Source organism: Burkholderia sp. AU18528, from assembly GCF_002223215.2.
In the GTDB taxonomy this organism is placed as follows: Bacteria; Pseudomonadota; Gammaproteobacteria; order Burkholderiales; family Burkholderiaceae; genus Burkholderia; species Burkholderia semiarida.
This window is the reverse complement of the sequence record NZ_NKFC02000009.1, coordinates 529,496-545,901: the sequence shown is the minus strand read 5'-3', so window position 1 is coordinate 545,901 and position 16,406 is coordinate 529,496. Positions and strand designations below refer to the sequence as shown.

14 protein-coding genes are annotated in these 16,406 nt (G+C 69.6%); 6 read left to right on the top strand and 8 right to left on the bottom strand.

The annotated features are described in order from the left end of the window. The first annotated feature begins 44 nt into the window (after positions 1 to 44). A complete protein-coding gene (locus CFB52_RS33165; RefSeq protein ID WP_099318527.1) occupies positions 45 to 1,283 on the top strand; it encodes an SfnB family sulfur acquisition oxidoreductase in 1,239 nt (412 codons plus the stop codon). A 42-nt stretch (positions 1,284 to 1,325) separates the two neighbouring features. On the opposite strand, the gene CFB52_RS33160 is transcribed toward CFB52_RS33165, so the two are convergent. From CFB52_RS33160 to CFB52_RS33125, 8 genes are all read right to left on the bottom strand, one after another. Then, positions 1,326 to 2,153: an ABC transporter permease gene (locus CFB52_RS33160; protein ID WP_099318526.1), complete on the bottom strand. Its 828-nt coding sequence runs from the start codon at positions 2,151 to 2,153 to the stop codon at positions 1,326 to 1,328. After that, complete coding sequence (locus CFB52_RS33155; RefSeq protein WP_099318525.1) at positions 2,146 to 3,336, bottom strand: ABC transporter substrate-binding protein; 1,191 nt, start codon at positions 3,334 to 3,336, stop codon at positions 2,146 to 2,148. The genes CFB52_RS33160 and CFB52_RS33155 overlap by 8 nt, the downstream gene beginning before the upstream one ends. Before the next feature lie 16 nt (positions 3,337 to 3,352). Next, positions 3,353 to 4,147 carry an ABC transporter ATP-binding protein gene (locus tag CFB52_RS33150; RefSeq protein ID WP_099318524.1) on the bottom strand — a complete coding sequence of 265 codons (795 nt, stop codon included), beginning with the start codon at positions 4,145 to 4,147 and terminating at the stop codon, positions 3,353 to 3,355. After that, positions 4,144 to 5,259, bottom strand: coding sequence for an acyl-CoA dehydrogenase family protein (locus tag CFB52_RS33145; RefSeq protein WP_099318523.1), 1,116 nt, complete (start codon positions 5,257 to 5,259; stop codon positions 4,144 to 4,146). The genes CFB52_RS33150 and CFB52_RS33145 overlap by 4 nt, the downstream gene beginning before the upstream one ends. Next, positions 5,232 to 5,798 (bottom strand): carboxymuconolactone decarboxylase family protein, encoded by a 567-nt coding sequence (locus CFB52_RS33140; RefSeq protein WP_059577736.1) that lies wholly within the window; start codon positions 5,796 to 5,798, stop codon positions 5,232 to 5,234. The genes CFB52_RS33145 and CFB52_RS33140 overlap by 28 nt, the downstream gene beginning before the upstream one ends. 126 nt (positions 5,799 to 5,924) lie before the next feature. Further along, entirely contained in the window at positions 5,925 to 6,884 is a 960-nt protein-coding gene (locus tag CFB52_RS33135) for an AraC family transcriptional regulator (protein ID WP_060310302.1), read from the bottom strand. 175 nt (positions 6,885 to 7,059) lie between these two features. Further along, positions 7,060 to 8,148 carry an aldose epimerase family protein gene (locus CFB52_RS33130; protein ID WP_059608811.1) on the bottom strand — a complete coding sequence of 363 codons (1,089 nt, stop codon included), beginning with the start codon at positions 8,146 to 8,148 and terminating at the stop codon, positions 7,060 to 7,062. A gap of 26 nt (positions 8,149 to 8,174) precedes the next feature. Next, positions 8,175 to 9,368 (bottom strand): DNA-binding transcriptional regulator, encoded by a 1,194-nt coding sequence (locus CFB52_RS33125; protein WP_099318609.1) that lies wholly within the window; start codon positions 9,366 to 9,368, stop codon positions 8,175 to 8,177. A 263-nt stretch (positions 9,369 to 9,631) separates the two neighbouring features. Between CFB52_RS33125 and xylA the strand changes: the two genes are divergently transcribed. The 5 genes from xylA to CFB52_RS33095 all read left to right on the top strand — a co-directional run bounded on the left by xylA (position 9,632) and on the right by CFB52_RS33095 (position 16,397). Further along, positions 9,632 to 10,954 carry a xylose isomerase gene (gene xylA, locus CFB52_RS33115; protein ID WP_099318608.1) on the top strand — a complete coding sequence of 441 codons (1,323 nt, stop codon included), beginning with the start codon at positions 9,632 to 9,634 and terminating at the stop codon, positions 10,952 to 10,954. Between the two features lie 4 nt (positions 10,955 to 10,958). Further along, the gene (xylB, locus tag CFB52_RS33110) at positions 10,959 to 12,437 is read left to right on the top strand and encodes a xylulokinase (protein WP_099318522.1); all 1,479 of its coding nucleotides are present in this window, start codon (positions 10,959 to 10,961) and stop codon (positions 12,435 to 12,437) included. A gap of 109 nt (positions 12,438 to 12,546) precedes the next feature. Next, positions 12,547 to 13,575, top strand: coding sequence for a D-xylose ABC transporter substrate-binding protein (xylF, locus tag CFB52_RS33105; protein ID WP_099318521.1), 1,029 nt, complete (start codon positions 12,547 to 12,549; stop codon positions 13,573 to 13,575). A 66-nt stretch (positions 13,576 to 13,641) separates the two neighbouring features. Further along, on the top strand, positions 13,642 to 15,201 hold the full coding sequence (gene xylG / locus CFB52_RS33100; RefSeq protein ID WP_059577752.1) for a D-xylose ABC transporter ATP-binding protein: 1,560 nt from the start codon (positions 13,642 to 13,644) through the stop codon (positions 15,199 to 15,201). Next, positions 15,198 to 16,397: a sugar ABC transporter permease gene (locus CFB52_RS33095; protein ID WP_099318520.1), complete on the top strand. Its 1,200-nt coding sequence runs from the start codon at positions 15,198 to 15,200 to the stop codon at positions 16,395 to 16,397. The genes xylG and CFB52_RS33095 overlap by 4 nt, the downstream gene beginning before the upstream one ends. The last annotated feature ends 9 nt before the right edge of the window (positions 16,398 to 16,406 follow it).

The window sequence follows — 16,406 nt, the reverse complement described above, 5'->3', positions numbered from 1 at the left end:
GCGCTGCTAGATTGACTGCTTTGACTATTCGACAGGAGAGCCCGATGTCAGACACGAGCGCGACGATTCAGGAACGGCCGGCCGATGCACGACCGCAGGCGACCCGCGTGATCGCCGACGATGCGGAGGCGATCGAGGTCGCGCAGGCGCTGGCGCAACGCCTGGCGCAAGGGGCCGCCGAACGCGACCGCGAACGCCGCCTGCCGCGCGAGGAAATCGAATGGTTCTCGCAGTCGGGGCTGTGGGCGATCACGGTGCCGAAGGCATACGGCGGCGCGGGCGTATCGCATGTGACGCTCACCGAGGTGATCAAGATCGTCGCCGCGGCCGACGCGTCGCTCGGACAGCTTCCGCAGAATCACTTCGGGCTCGTCGACGTGATCGCGCTCGTCGGCAGCGACGCGCAAAAGCGTCATTTCTTCGCCGAAGTGCTGAGCGGCAAGCGGTTCGGCAACGGCTTCTCGGAGAAGGGCACGAAGCACGTGCTCGACCTGAAGACGCGCGTGCGCCGCGACGGCGACGACTATGTCGTCGACGGCACCAAGTTCTACTCGACCGGGGCGCTGTTCGCGCACTACGTGCCGGTGCTCGGGCTCGACGACGCGCGGCAGGCATGGCTTGCGTACGTGCCGCAGCCGACGCCCGGGTTGACCGTGATCGACGACTGGTCGGGATTCGGGCAACGCACGACCGCGAGCGGCACGGTCGTGCTCGACGCGGTGCGCGTGCCGGCGTCGCACGTGCTGCCCGCGCAGCGCGTGTCGGACGTGCCGACGCTCAACGGCCCGCTGTCGCAGATCATCCAGGCGGCGATCGACGCGGGTATCGCGAAGGCGGCCATCGACGATACGCTCGCGTTCGTACGGACCCGCGCGCGGCCGTGGGTCGACAGCGGCGTCGAGCGGGCCGCGGACGACCCGCTGACGATTCGCGAAATCGGCCGGCTGCACATCCAGCTGCATGCGGCCGACGCGTTGCTCGAACGCGCGGCGCGCACGCTCGACGAGATCACGGCAAAGGGCGACGTGACCGAGGACGACGTCGCGCGGGCGTCGGTGGCGGTGGGCGAAGCGAAGGTGCTGACGACCGAGGTCGCGCTGCTCGCGGGCGAGAAGCTGTTCGAGCTGGCCGGCACGCAATCGACGCTCGCCGAGCACAACCTCGACCGCCATTGGCGCAACGCGCGCACGCACACGCTGCACGATCCGGTGCGCTGGAAATATCACCTCGTCGGCAACTACTATCTGAACGGCGCGCGCCCGGCGCGCCATGCGTGGAATTGACACGCGGGCGGCAAGCGGCTCGTCCGGCCGCCGCGCATCGCGCTAGCGGTCGGACGCCAGCAGCGCGCGGGTCAACCCCCGCGCGATGCCGTCGAGCGTGAAGCCCAGTGCGCCGATCACGACGATCACCGCGGTCAGTTCCGCATACGCGAGCCGGTCGCGCGTGTCGAGGATCAGGTAGCCGAGGCCCGCGTTGACGCCGAGCATCTCGGCCGGCACGAGCACGATCCACAGGATGCCGATCGCGAGCCGGATGCCGTTGAGCAGCGGCCCCGCGATGGCGGGCAGCACGATATGCACCAGCAGCTCGCGGCGGGTGGCCGCGAGGCTTGCGCCGAGCTGCAGCCAGCGCCGGTCGATCTGCGTAACGCCGGCCGCCGTGCTCATCAGCACCGGCCACAACGCAGCGAACCCGAGCAGGAAGTAGATCGCGCGATCGCCGATGCCGAGCGACATGACCGCGAGCGGCATCCACGACAGCGGCGACACCATGCGCAGAAACTGGAACGTCGGCGACAGCATCCGCTCGACCCATCGCACGCGGCCGAGCAACAGCCCGAGCGGGACGCCGGCCAGCAGCGCCGCGCCGAGCCCGACGCCGATGCGTCGGAGGCTGACGAGCGCGTGTTCGAGCAGATGATCGTCCGCGCACAGCGATCGCAGGCTGGCGAGCGCGCTGTCCGGCGCGAACTGCCGGCCGAGCGAGCCGGGCTCGGTCAACGCATGGATCGCGGCCCACCAGACGACGATCGTCGCGACGAGCCCGGCCACGCCGAGCCATCGCGCGGCCGCGCGTGCCGGGTAGCGGGAGCCGCCGGCCCGGCGCGTGTCGGGTGCGGACGAACGGCGGGAGGCGAGCGCATCAGACAACGATGGTCTCCTCGCGCTGGAACGCACCCGATTGACCGAACGCGCTCAGCCCGCCGACCGCGTCGATGCTCTTGCGCACGAACCGGTCGTCGACGAGATCGCGGGCCGCGAACGCCGGGTCCAGCGACGCGAGGAAGGCGCCGTCGCCGTCGACCACCGTGCGCTTCAGCCGTTGAACCAGCGCCTCGGTATAGCTCGGGAACGGATACGGCTGGAAGTCGATCCGCTTTGCGTGCCAGTCGGCATGGCGGATCGCGCCGCTCGCGCGATAGGTGTCGGCCAGCGACGACGACGGCACCAGCACGCGGTCGAGCGACGCGAGCGTATGCGGCGAATAGCGGTGCGTGCCGTCCTTCGACAGCAACTGCGCGGTTTCCTGCGGATGCGCGCGCGCCCACAGCTGCGCCTTCACGATCGCGTTGACGACCTTTTGCGACCACGCGGGGCGCTGCGTTAGATCGTGCTCATGCATGAACACGACGCAGCATGCATGGTTCTTCCAGACATCGCCGGTAAAGCGCAGGATCTTGCCGATCTTCATCAGTTCCGCGGTCGCGTTGAACGGCTCCGCGACGATATACCCGGCGATCTGGCGCGCGGCGAGCGCGGGCAGCATGTCCGACGGCGCCATCACGACGAGGTTGACCTCGTTCGCCGCGGGCGTCCCGCGCCGCTTGAGCACGGGCACGAGCCCTTGCTGACGCAGCAGGTCCTGCAGCACGACGTTGTGAATCGAGTACCAGAACGGAATCGCGACGGTCTTGCCGCCGAGATCGCGCAGCGAATCGATGTCGGGCGCGACCGTGAGCCCGGAGCCGTTCACGTGGTTCCAGGCGACCACCTTCGCCGGTGCGCGGCTGCCGTAGCGCGCCCAAAGCGTCATCGGCGACAGCAGGTGCACGACGTTGACCTGGCCCGACAGGAATGCCTCGACGAGCTGCGCCCAACTGCGCAGCAGCTTCGGTTGCTCGACGGTCAGTCCTTCGGACGCGAAATAGCCGTTGTTGTGGGCCACCAGCAACGGGGCCGCGTCGGTGATCGGCAGATAGCCGATCCGGACCGGCGCATCCGGTTCGGCCGCGGCGTGCGCGTTCGCCATCGAGAGCAACGGGGCGGCGCCCGTCGCGGTGAACAGGGCCGCGAGCTTCAGCCATTCGCGGCGCGACATCGGAATCTGGCACATGGATAGGCGGGTCAGGTCAGTTCAGGGAATGAAGTTCGGACGCGTGCGGGCGCTTCATGCCGGCCTGCAACGCCTTCAGGATGTCGATGCGCATCGTGCCGAGTTCGCTGACGAACGCGTCGCGCGGATGCGGGAAATCGACCCGCCACGCGTCGATGAAGCGCCCTTGCGTGCCGAGCAGCACGATGCGATCGGCCACGAGCAGCGCTTCGTCGATGTCGTGGGTCACGAGCACCGTCGCGCAGCGTGTCGTCGACACGATGTTCACCAGCAACTGCTGCATCGCGGCGCGCGTGACTTCGTCGAGCGCCGAGAACGGCTCGTCGAGCAGCAGTGCGTGCGGCTGACGCGCGAGTGCACGCGCCAGCGCCGCGCGCTGCGCCATCCCGCCGGAGAGCTGGGCCGGGCGCAGCGACGCGGCGGCTTCGAGCCCGACCGCGCGCAGCGCCGCGCGGACGCGCTCGCGTTGCTGATCGCGCGTGAGCCGAGCCTGATGCGCGAAGGCGAGGCCGAACGCGACGTTCTTTTCGGTCGACAGCCACGGCAGCAGGCACGGATCCTGAAACGCGATCGCGATCCGCGGGTGTGGGCCCCGCAGCGTCGTGCCGTCGAGCGACACGGTGCCGGATTGCGGTTGCTCCAGCCCGGCCAGTGCGCGTAGCAGGCTCGACTTGCCGGTCCCGCTCGGGCCGATCAGCGCGACGATTTCACCGCGATCGACCGACAGCGACACATCGGCAAGCACGGGAGTGCGCAGCTCGCCGCCGTAGCCGAGCGTCAGATGGCGCGCGTCCAGCAGCGGCGGCGTCATGCGGCGATGCTCCGCGTCTGCGCGGCGAGTTGCGCCTTCAGTTGCACGACGCTCGGCGTGACGATCGGAATGAACGCCGCTTCGCGCCAGCGTCGCTCGAAGCCGAGCCCCGCGTCGCGCAGGTAGCCGCGGCCGCCGCTCGCCTCGAGTTCGAGGTTCACGGCCGTGGCCACGTGTGTCGCGAGCGCGATGCGCAGCTCGAACAGGCGGTTCGGGTGCAGGCGCAGGCTGCCGTCGGCGATGCCGGACGACAGTTGCGCGCATGCGGCGGCCAGTCCGGCCGCGCAGGATTCGACTTCGGGGCCGAGAATGCCGCGCGTCGTCTCGGCCGCGCGTCGCGCTTGGGCCAGCGCGCGCCGCGCGAGTCCGATCGACAGCCCGCACTGCAAGCCGAGGAAGGCCGGTCGCACCGCGGGCAGGAACGTTTGCGCATCCGGATGGATCAGCCACGCGGTGTCGCTCGGCACGTCGTCGAGATGCAGCGCGGCGGTGTTGCTGCCGCGCAGCGCGATCAGGTCGAGATCCGTGCTGCGTGTCAGGCCGGGCGCGTCATCGGGAATCGCGACGATCGCGGACGGCCTGCCGTCGCCGAACGCAACCGCGGCCGCCACGACGAACCGTTCCGTGCGCAGGTTCGTCACCCACGCCATCCTGCCCGTCAGCCGCCAGTCGTCGGCGCTTTCCGCGTGCGGCGTCGCGTCGATCTGAAGCGACTCGATGCCGGACAGATACTTCATCGCGTTCGACAGGCCGCTCGCGCCCGCGCAACGGCCGTCGAGCAGCGCCGGCAGCCAGCGCTCGCGCAGCGCGGCGTTCGGGCTTTGCAGCAGGTATTCGATGAAGCTGCGCTGGCCCCACAGCACGAAGGCCGCGGTCAGCGAACGTTCGGCCACCGCCGCGATGCCCGCGATGGCGTCCGTGGTCGTCCCGCCCGCGCCGCCGAGGCTCGCCGGCACGCCGGTCCGGAACAGGCCGGCCGCCGCGAGACGCGGCACGACGTCCGCTTTCAGCGCGGCGCTCGTGTCGAGCTGCGTGGCGTTCGCGTCGAGCCAGTCGGCGAGCGACGCGTCGAGTGCGGGCGCCGTCAGGCGGCCTGTGTCCGGGGTTCCCATCGGTATGCGGCCAGTTCGGGGTTGAGTTCGTTGCGCGCCAGGTTGTTCGCGAAGTTGCACAGCGTCGCGAGGCTCACGCCCAGCACCACTTCGAGCGCGTTCGCTTCGGTGAAGCCGGCGGCCAGGAATGCGTCGAGCGCGTCGTCGGTCACGCCGCCGCGCGTCGCGATCACGGCGCGCGTGAAGGCCGCGACCGCGTCGAGCCGCGGATCGGCGACCGGCTCGCCGTCGCGCAGTGCGTCGACGTCGGCGCGATCGACATGGGCTTTCTTCAGCGCGGCGGCGGTGTGTCCGGCCACGCAGAACGCACAGCCGTGGACGGCGGCCGCGGTGATCTGCACGGCTTCGCGCTCGGCGAACGTGAGGCCCGCGCGGCTGTTGATCTCCGCGACGGTCAGATAGGTTTCGAGCGCGACCGGCGCATTCGCGAGCGAGCGCACGAGGTTCGGCAGGAAACCGTTCGCGCGCTGCGATTTTTCCAGGAAAGGCTGGCTGGGTGCGGGCGCGGTTTCGACGGTAGGCAAGGGCAGGCGGCTCACAGGATTCTCCGGAGGGGCAGTGAGAGCATTGTCGAGGCGGCGCCCCCGCCGGACAATGCGCGAACATCCGCGATTCCTGTGCGTTCGTCCCGCGTCGTGCGTTTCGACGGCGCGCCGGCCCGTCGGCTAGTGCAGGCGCGCCGCCGATTGCGACGCGTCGTCGCGCCCGCGCCGCCACGCGCCGGGCTGCATGCCCATCGTGCGCTTGAACGCATGCGCAAAGGCCGACTCCGACTGATAGCCGACGAGTTCGCCCGCACGCGAAATCGGCAGGCCCTGTTCCAGCAGGTCCGCCGCGAGCCGCATCCGCACCAGCGTGACGAACTGCATCGGCGGATGGCCGGACGCTTCGCTGAAGTGCTTGCAGAACGCGGTGCGGGACATGTTCGCGAACGCGGCCATCGAGTCGGTGGTCCACGCGTCGGCGGGCGCGTCGATGATCGCGGCGACGAGCGTGCCGAAGCCGGTCCGCTGCATCAGCGACGCGAGCCCGCTGGCGACGGTATCGTGCCCGGCGGCGTCCCGTACCGCATAGAACAGCAGCAGTTCGACCAGCTTGTCGATCAGCGGGGACGGCGCGTCGACGCCGTGACGGCCTTCGGCGCGAATCAGCTCGAACAGCCCGTGGATGCCGCGATAGGCGTCGTCGCCGCGCCGCACGATCAGGTACTCGGGGAAGAGCGACACGATCGCGCGCGACACGGTGGCGTGGAATTCGATGAAACCGCAGGCAAGGCCGACGCTGCCGTCGACCGACGCGTCGAGCGGCTGCATCGACCCGCGTCGCTCGAGCGGGTGGCTGCCCGCGACCGCGCAGGCCTGCGGGTTGACCGGGCTCGGCGACAGCCCGTGCGGCACGTCGCGCAACAGAAAGACGGCTTCACCGGCGGCAACCGGAATGCTGTCCCGCCCGTCGGCGAAGTGAAGCCATGCCGATCCATGCAGGAGGATGTGGAAGCTCGCCTTCGCACGGCCGGCGGTGGACGCCTGCCAGTCGCCGCAATACTGGCCGACGTGGAAAAGCTGGCTTTTCGGCTCCAGGCTGGACAGCAGCCAATGGACGACCTTGTCTGTTTGCGCGGACATTCCGATGCTGGAGGATGGGTGACGCGCCCATGCTACGGGCTGCGCCGCGCCGCTCAAACCAACGAATCGTAGAAAGCATTTTCCTGCCGTCGCAATGTCACGCGAGGCGGCGCGGCATCGCGATCGGCCGGAATTCGCACGGCGCTACCCGGGCGCCGGCGATGCAGCCCGCCCGCTATGCATGCACCCCCACCCGATACCGCGTGGTCTGTCGATACACGTCGCCCGGATGAACGATCACGTCGTCGCGCAGGCCGTCCATGTTGACCTGATTCGGGAACCCGCCCGCCTCGACGCACAACGCCGCGTGCCGCACGCACGGCGTGCCGCCGCTCACGCGCAGGCCGTCGAGATAGTTGCCCGTATAGAGTTGCAGGCCGCGCTGATCGGTCGATACGGTCAGCTCGCGGCCGCTTTCCGGATCGTAGATTCGCGCGACGGGCCGGACTTCGCGCGCGCCGTTGCCGACGACGTAGCAGTGATCGAAGCCGCGCGCCCGCGCCAGTTGCGCATGCGGCCAGTCGAGGCGCGCGCCGAGCGGCGCGCTTTGCCGGAAATCGAACGCCGTTCCCGTCACGTCGGCCGTGCCGGTCGGGATCAGCGCGTCGTCCACTTCGAGGAATGCGTCGGCGTCGATGTGCAGCAGATGGCCGCGCACGTCGCTGCCCGCGCGCCCGTTCAGGTTGAAGTAGCTGTGATTCGTCAGGTTCAGCGGCGTCGGCGCGTCGGTCCACCCCGTGTAGTCGATCGTCAGCGTGCCGTCGTCGTCGAGCGTGTAGCGCACCTGCACGCTCACGTTGCCGGGGAAGCCCGCGTCGCCTTCCGGCGAATCGAGCCGCAGCGTGAGCCCGCCGCCATCGTCGAGCACGTCCCACCGCGCGCGATGAAAGCCGTTCGCGCCGCCGTGCAGCAGGTTGCCGTTCTCGTTGCGGTCGAGCAGGTAGTCGACGCCGTCGAGCGTGAAGCGCGCGCCGGCGATCCGGTTCGCCCAGCGGCCGACCGTCGCGCCGAGATAGGCGCCGGATGCGAGGTATTCGGCCGGCGTGTCGTGCGCGAGCACGATATCGGCCAAGCGCCCCGTGCGGTCGGGCGCGAGCCACGACACGACGGTCGCGCCGAGGTCGCTGACGACGACGCGCATTCCGTGCGCATTGCGCAGCGTATAGCGCCGCACGGGCTCGCCGTCGGGCAACGTGCCCCACGGCTCGGCGTGTACGCGTGCGACGCCGGGCGTCAGGTATGAGGAATCGGTATCGATATGCATGAGTGGAGGTCGGGTGGGCGGCGGCGTCAATTCGTGGCGGCCGCGCGTTCCTGATATTCGCGCGGCGTGCAGCCGAGTTCCCGCCGGAACACCGCGTACATGTATTGCAGCGACGTGAAACCGCAACGGATCGCGACTTCGGCGCTCGACGCCTGCCGGCCGGCAAGCAGCGCCTGCGCGGCTTCGAGCTTGTGGCGCAGGATCTCCTGGTGCACGGTGCGCTGCAGTTCGCGCCGGAAGTGCTCCTCGAGCAGCGAGCGCGACACGCCGACATAGTCGGCGACCTGTTCGGTCTTGATCCCCTGGCACGCGTACTGGCGGATGAAATGCCGCGCGCGCATCACGTGCGGACTCGCCAGCGGCTGGTGGCGCGTCGATTCGAGCACGTTGATGCCGACCGGCGGCACGAGAATGCGCTGCCCGGGAAAGCGCGCGCCGCGCAGCATCCGGTGCAGCAGATGCGCGGCGGTGCGGCCCATTTCCTCGGTGCCCTGGATCACCGACGACAGCGGAATGCGCGTCAGCGTGCGCGTGAGCGGATCGTTGTCGATGCCGATGATCGCGACCTGTTCCGGCACCGCGATGCCGGCGATCAGGCAGGCCTGCAACAGATGCCGCGCGCGTGCATCGGTCACCGCGATCACGCCGACGGGCTTCGGCAGCGCATGCAGCCAGCCGATCAGTTGCTCGATCGCGTGATTCCAGCCCGACGCGCTCGTCGACAGCCCGCGATAGATCGGCGCGTCGAGCCCGTCCGCGTGCGCGAGCCGGTCGAACGCGAGTTCGCGCTGCTGCGCCCAGCGGTTCTCCTGTGCGACCGGCAGGCTGTACATCGCGAAGTGCGCGAGCCCCGCGCCGATCAGGTGCGTATAGGCGAGCGACACGAGCTTCGCGTTGTCCGTCGCAATATATGGGACATCGTCCGGGTATTGCGCCGGGTCCTCGTACGACGAGCCGATCGCGACGATCGGCAGCGGCGAGCCGGCGAGCGCGTCGGCGACGGCCGGATCGTCGAAGTCGGCGATGATGCCGTCGCCGTCGAAACGCTCGATGCCGGTGAGCCGGCAGCGGAAATCGTCTTCGAGGAACAGGTCCCACACGACGCGCGTCGTGTGCAGGTACTGGCCGATGCCGCTGATGATCTCGCGGTCGTAGACCTTGTTCGCGTTGAACAGCAGCGCGATGCGGTGCGGTGTCTGGGCGGAAGGGGCGCGTGTCATCTCGGTGTCGGGGCGCGCGTCTTGCGGGCGCGGTGCCATTGTCTCCGGGGCGCGCCCGGGACGGCGGCGCGCGGGTTGGTGTACGGCGATTGTAGGACGGAACGCGCGCCGCACGCAGCGGCTGGCAAGAAACATCAAGCGTGCTGCGCAATTTCGCAATTGCCGGGCGGCAGGCGCGGGGGCACGATCCAGCCAACCGAATTCGGCCGCGTGCGTCGTCGCGATGCACGTTGCGCCGCAACAAGAACCTGCACGGAGACGCCATGTCGTATTTCGAACACATTCCCGCGATTCGCTACGAAGGCCCGCGGTCGGACAACCCGCTCGCCTATCACCATTACGACCCCGAGCGGCGCGTGCTGGGCAAGACGCTCGCCGAGCATCTGCGGATCGCGGTGTGCTACTGGCACACGTTCGTGTGGCCCGGCCACGACATCTTCGGGCAGGCCGCGTTCCGGCGGCCGTGGCAGCAGCCGGGCGACGCGCTCGAGCGCGCGCGGCAGAAGGCCGATGCGGCGTTCGAGTTCTTCACGAAGCTCGGCACGCCGTTCTATACGTTCCATGACACCGACGTCGCGCCGGAAGGCGACAGCCTGCGCGAATACGCGGCCAATTTCGCGCGCATGGTCGACTATCTCGGCGAGCGCCAGCAGGCGAGCGGCGTGCGGCTGCTGTGGGGCACCGCGAACCTGTTCTCGCACCCGCGCTTCGCGGCCGGCGCCGCGACGAACCCGAACCCCGACGTGTTCGCGTGGGCCGCGACCCAGGTGTGCCATGCGCTCGACGCGACCCACCGGCTCGGCGGCGAAAACTACGTGCTGTGGGGCGGCCGCGAAGGCTACGAGACGCTGCTCAATACCGACCTGAAGCGCGAACGCGAGCAGTTCGCGCGCTTTTTGTCGATGGTCGTCGAGCACAAGCACCGGATCGGCTTCAAGGGCGCGCTGCTGATCGAGCCGAAGCCGCAGGAGCCGACCAAGCACCAGTACGACTACGACGTCGCGACCGTGCACGGCTTCCTCGTGCAGTACGGATTGCAGAACGAGATCCGCGTGAACATCGAGGCGAATCACGCGACGCTCGCGGGCCATTCGTTCCATCACGAGATCGCGAACGCATTCGCGCTCGGCGTGTTCGGCAGCGTCGACGCGAACCGCGGCGATCCGCAGAACGGCTGGGACACCGACCAGTTCCCGAACAGCGTCGAGGAACTGACGCTCGCGTTCTACGAGATCCTGCGCCACGGCGGCTTCACGACCGGCGGGATGAACTTCGACTCGAAGGTGCGGCGCCAGAGCATCGACCCGGAAGACCTGTTCTACGGTCACGTCGGCGCGATCGACGTGCTCGCGCTCGCGCTCGAACGCGCGGCGGTGCTGGTCGAGAACGACCGGCTCGACGCGCTGCGCCGGCAGCGCTACGCGCAGTGGGACGACGCGTTCGGCCGCAAGATCCTGTCGGGCGGCTATACGCTGGAGTCGCTCGCGGCTGACGCGCTCGCGCGCGGCGTCGACCCGCGGCACGTGAGCGGCGCGCAGGAGCGGCTCGAGAACATCGTGAACCAGGCGATCTACGGGCTGCGCTGACGCCATGTACATCGGACTCGATCTCGGCACGTCCGGCGTGAAGGCGGTGCTGCTCGACCGCGACGGCGCGGTGCGCGCGAGCGCGAACCGCCCGCTGACGGTGAGCCGGCCGCAGCCGCGCTGGTCCGAACAGGCGCCGCGCGACTGGTGGGACGCCGCATGCGGCGCGCTCGCCGCGCTCGTGGCGGATGCACGCGCGGCCGGCATCGACCCGCGCGACATCCACGCACTCGGGTTGACCGGGCAGATGCACGGCGCGACGCTGCTGGATGCGCATGGCGACGTGCTGCGCCCCGCGATCTTGTGGAACGACGGCCGGGCGGACGCCGAGTGCGAGGAGCTCGAACGGCTCGCGCCCGCGCTGCGCACGGTGGCCGGCAACGTCGCGATGCCGGGCTTCACGGCGCCCAAGCTGCTGTGGGTGCGTCGGCACGAACCCGACGTGTTCGCGCGCATCGCGTACGTGCTGCTGCCGAAGGATTATCTGCGCTACCGGCTGACCGGCGCGTTCGCGACCGATCCGTCGGATGCCGCGGGCACGTTGTGGCTCGACGTCGCGAAGCGCGACTACGACGATACGCTGCTCGCCGCGTGCGGGCTGTCGCGCACGCAGATGCCGGCCGTGTTCGAGGGCAACGCGGTGACCGGCACGCTGCTGCCGGCCGTCGCGCGCGCGCTCGGATTGCGCGAGATTCCGGTGGTGGCCGGCGGCGGCGACAACGCGGCCGGCGCGGTGGGCGTCGGGATCGTGCGGCCCGGCGACGCGCTGCTGTCGCTCGGCACGTCGGGCGTGTATTTCGCGGTGTCGGACGGGTTTCGCGCGAATCCCGAATCGGCGGTGCACAGCTTCTGTCATGCGCTGCCCGATACGTGGCACCTGATGTCCGTGATGCTGAACGCGGCCGGCTGCATCGACTTCACCGCGCAACTGGCCGGTTACGACGGCGTCGCGGCGCTGCTCGACGATGCGCAGACCCACGCACGCGAGAGCCGGCCGTGGTTCCTGCCGTACCTGAGCGGCGAGCGCACGCCGCACAACGACGTGAACGCGAAGGGCGTGTTCTACGGGCTCACGCCCGACACGCGGCGCGCGGATCTCGCGAACGCGACGCTCGAAGGCGTCGGCTTCGCGCTGCTCGACGGCATCGACGCGCTGCATGCGGCCGGGCTCGCGCCCGACAGCATAACGGTGATCGGCGGCGGCTCGCGCAGCGCGTACTGGACGCAGATGCTTGCCGACCTGAGCGGCCGTGCGCTGACGCTGCGCGCGGGCGGCGAGATCGGGCCGGCGCTGGGCGCCGCGCGCCTCGCCCGTCTCGCGCTCGAACCGGATGCGGCGCTTGCCGACGTGTGCCCGCAGCCGAGCGTCGTCGCGGTGCGCGAGCCCGATGCCGGGCGGCACGCGTGGTATCGCGACGTGCGGCGGCCGACGTTTCGCGCGCTGTACCGTGCGCTCGAACCGGTATTCGCGACGGGCGCCTGACCGGCGGTGCGCCGGCGCGAACCCGCGCGCGGCAGTGACTCGATGCGGGCGGTGCAATCCGGCGGCCGCCCGCGGTTCGTGAGGTGGTTCCATAACAAGGAGTGGAGACATGAAATCCGTGACGCGTCGTACCGTACTGAATTCCCTTGCCGGCGCCGCCGCGCTGGCGATGTTCGCGCTGGGCACGCCGCTCGCGCACGCGAGCAAGGACAAGCCCGAGATCGGCTTCTGCATCGACGACTTGCGCGTCGAGCGCTGGTCGCGCGATCGCGACTATTTCGTTGCATCCGCAACCAAGCTCGGCGCGAAGGTGTCGGTGCAGTCGGCCGATGCGAGCGAGGCGCGGCAGATTTCCCAGATCGAGAACCTGATCTCGCGCGGCGTCGACGTGATCGTGATCGTGCCGTTCAACTCGAAGACGCTCGGCAACGTCGTCGCCGAAGCGCGCAAGGCCGGCATCAAGGTCGTGTCGTACGACCGCCTGATTCTCGACGCGGACGTCGACGCGTATATCTCGTTCGACAACGAGAAGGTCGGCGAGCTGCAGGCGCAGGGCGTGTTCGACGCGAAGCCGAAGGGCAACTACTTCCTGCTGGGCGGCGCGCCGACCGACAACAACGCGAAGATGCTGCGCGAAGGGCAACTGAAGGTGCTGAAGCCGGCGATCGACCGCGGCGACATCAAGGTCGTCGGTCAGCAGTGGGTGCCCGAGTGGAGCGCGTCGACCGCGCTGCGGATCGTCGAGGACGCGCTGACCGCGAACAACAACAAGATCGACGCGATCGTCGCGTCGAACGACGGCACGGCCGGCGGCGCGATTCAGGCGCTCGCCGCGCAGCATCTGGCCGGCAAGGTGCCGGTGTCCGGGCAGGATGCGGACCTGGCCGCGGTCAAGCGCGTGATCGCCGGCACGCAGACGATGACCGTCTACAAGCCGCTGAAGCTGATCGCGAGCGAAGCCGCGAAGCTTGCCGTCGATCTCGCGAAGGGGACGAAGCCCGCGTTCAATGCGCAATACGACAACGGGAAGAAGAAGGTCGATACGGTGCTGCTGCAGCCGACGCTGTTGACCAAGCGCAACGTCGACGTCGTCGTGAAGGACGGCTTCTATACCCAGGCCCAGCTGGCGAGCCAGTAAGCGGGCGTCGGACGCGACGCGCGGCCGCCGCGACGGCGGCCGCGTTTACTGCGAGGCAATGAACGAATGACGGAACCCTTGCTGACGATGCGCGGCATCGTCAAGGCCTTCGACGGCGTGAAGGCGCTCGACGGCATCGACCTGAGCGTGCGCCCCGGCGAATGCGTCGGGCTGTGCGGCGAGAACGGCGCCGGCAAGTCGACGCTGATGAAGGTGCTGTCGGGCGTGTACCCGCACGGCACGTGGGACGGCGAGATCCGCTGGGAAGGCGCGCCGCTCGTCGCGTCCGGCGTGCGCGATACCGAGCGCGCGGGCATCGTGATCATCCACCAGGAGCTGATGCTCGTGCCCGAGCTGTCGGTCGCCGAGAACATCTTCCTCGGCAACGAGATCACGCTGCCGGGCGGGCGCATGCATTACGCGGAAATGGTGCGACGCTCTGAAGCGCTGCTGCGCGAGCTGCGGATCGATGCGATCAACGTCGCGCAGCCGGTGATGAACTACGGCGGCGGCCACCAGCAACTGATCGAAATCGCGAAGGCGCTGAACAAGCGCGCGAAGCTGCTGATCCTCGACGAGCCGTCGTCGTCGCTGAGCGCGTCGGAAACGCGCATCCTGCTCGACATCGTGCGGGACCTGAAGCGGCGCGGCGTCGCGTGCGTCTACATCTCGCACAAGCTCGACGAGATCGACGCGGTGTGCGACACCGTGACCGTGATCCGCGACGGCCGCCACGTCGCGACCGAACCGATGGCCGCGCTGACCACCGACCGGATCATCGCGATGATGGTCGGCCGCGAGATCCGCGACCTGTATCCGCGCGAGCCGCACGAGATTGGCGACGTCGTGCTCGACGTGCATCACGTGACCTGCCACGACGTGACGAACCCGCGCCGCAAGCGCGTCGACGACGTGTCGTTCAGCGTGCGGCGCGGCGAGATTCTCGGCGTTGCCGGGCTGGTCGGCGCGGGCCGCACCGAGCTGATGCAGGCGATTTTCGGTGCGTATCCGGGCGACTGCACGGCGAGCGTGCGGATGAACGGCCGGCCGCTCGCGATCCGCTCGCCGGCCGATGCGATCCGCGCGGGTATCGCGATGGTGCCGGAGGACCGCAAGCGCCACGGGATCGTGCCGCAGCTCGGCGTCGGCCACAACATCACGCTGGCGGTGCTGCGCCGGTTCGCCGCGCGCGGCCGGATCGACGCGGCCGCCGAACTCGACGCGATCCGCACCGAGATGCAGCGGCTGTCGGTGCGTGCCGCGCATCCGTTCCTGCCGATCGCGAGCCTGTCCGGCGGCAACCAGCAGAAGGCGGTCCTGGCCAGGATGCTGCTGGCCGACCCGCAGGTATTGATTCTCGACGAGCCGACCCGCGGCGTCGACGTCGGCGCGAAGGCGGAGATCTACCGGCTGATCTTCGCGCTCGCGAAGCGCGGCGTCGCGCTGATCGTCGTGTCGTCGGAGCTGCCGGAAGTGCTCGGGCTCGCCGATCGCGTGCTCGTGATCGGCGAGGGCGAGCTGCGCGGCGATTTCGTCAACGACGGCCTCACGCAGGAACAGATTCTCGGCGCCGCGCTGACGCCCGCGCGGCGTCCGGCCGAACCCATTGCAGCGAGCACGACATGAACACCGAACTTTCGTCTTCCCGGCCCGTGTCGCCGGACACCGATACGCGCGTCGCGCGCGGCCATCCGCTGCGACGCATCTTCGTGCGCTACAAAATCCTCGCGCTGCTGTTCGCGGTGGCCGCGATCTGGGCGTTCTTCTCGGTGCTGACGGACGGCGCGTTCGTCACGCCGCGCAACCTGTCGAACCTGCTGCGGCAGATGTCGATCACCGGCATGCTCGCCTGCGGGATGGTGTTCGTCATCATCGCCGGCGAGATCGACCTGTCGGTCGGCTCGCTGCTCGGGCTGCTCGGCGGCGTCGCCGCGATCCTCGACGTCAACCGCCACTGGCCGGTGGCGGCGACGGTCCCGGCCGTGCTCGCGCTCGGCGTGCTGATCGGGCTCTTCAACGGCTGGTGGTCGACCTATCGGCGCGTGCCGTCGTTCATCGTCGGGCTCGGCGGGATGCTCGCGTTCCGCGGCATCCTGCTCGGCGTCACGGGCGGCTCGACGATCGCGCCGGTGTCGGACGGCTTCGTGTTCATCGGGCAGGGCTATCTGCCGCGCGTGGCGGGGGACGGCCTCGCGGTCGTGCTGTTCGCGCTCGCGGCGCTGCTGGTGGTGCGGCAGCGCGGCACGCGGCATCGCTACCGGCTCGCGGTCGCGCCGCTGTGGCAGGACGTCGCGAAGATCGTCGGCGCCGGCGCCGTGCTGTTCGCCTTCGTCGCGACGCTCGACCGCTACGGCGGCATTCCGGTGCCGGTGCTGCTGCTGCTCGCGCTGCTCGGCGTGTTCTCGTGGATCGCGACGCAGACGGTATTCGGCCGGCGCATCTATGCGGTGGGCTCGAACCTGGAGGCCACGCGGCTGTCGGGCGTGGACACCGATCGCGTGAAACTCGCGATCTTCGCGCTGATGGGGCTGATGTGCGCGTTTGCCGGCCTCGTGAACACGGCGCGGCTCGCGGCCGGGTCGCCGTCCGCCGGCACGATGGGCGAGCTCGACGCGATCGCCGCGTGCTTCATCGGCGGCACGTCGATGCGCGGCGGATCGGGCACGGTGTACGGCGCGCTGATCGGTGCACTCGTGATGGCGAGCCTCGACAACGGGATGTCGATGCTCGACGTCGACGCGTACTGGCAGATGATCGTCAAGGGCGCGGTGCTGGTGCTGGCGGTGTGGATCGACGTGGTATCGCGGTCGAACCGGCGGTGACGGGCCGGC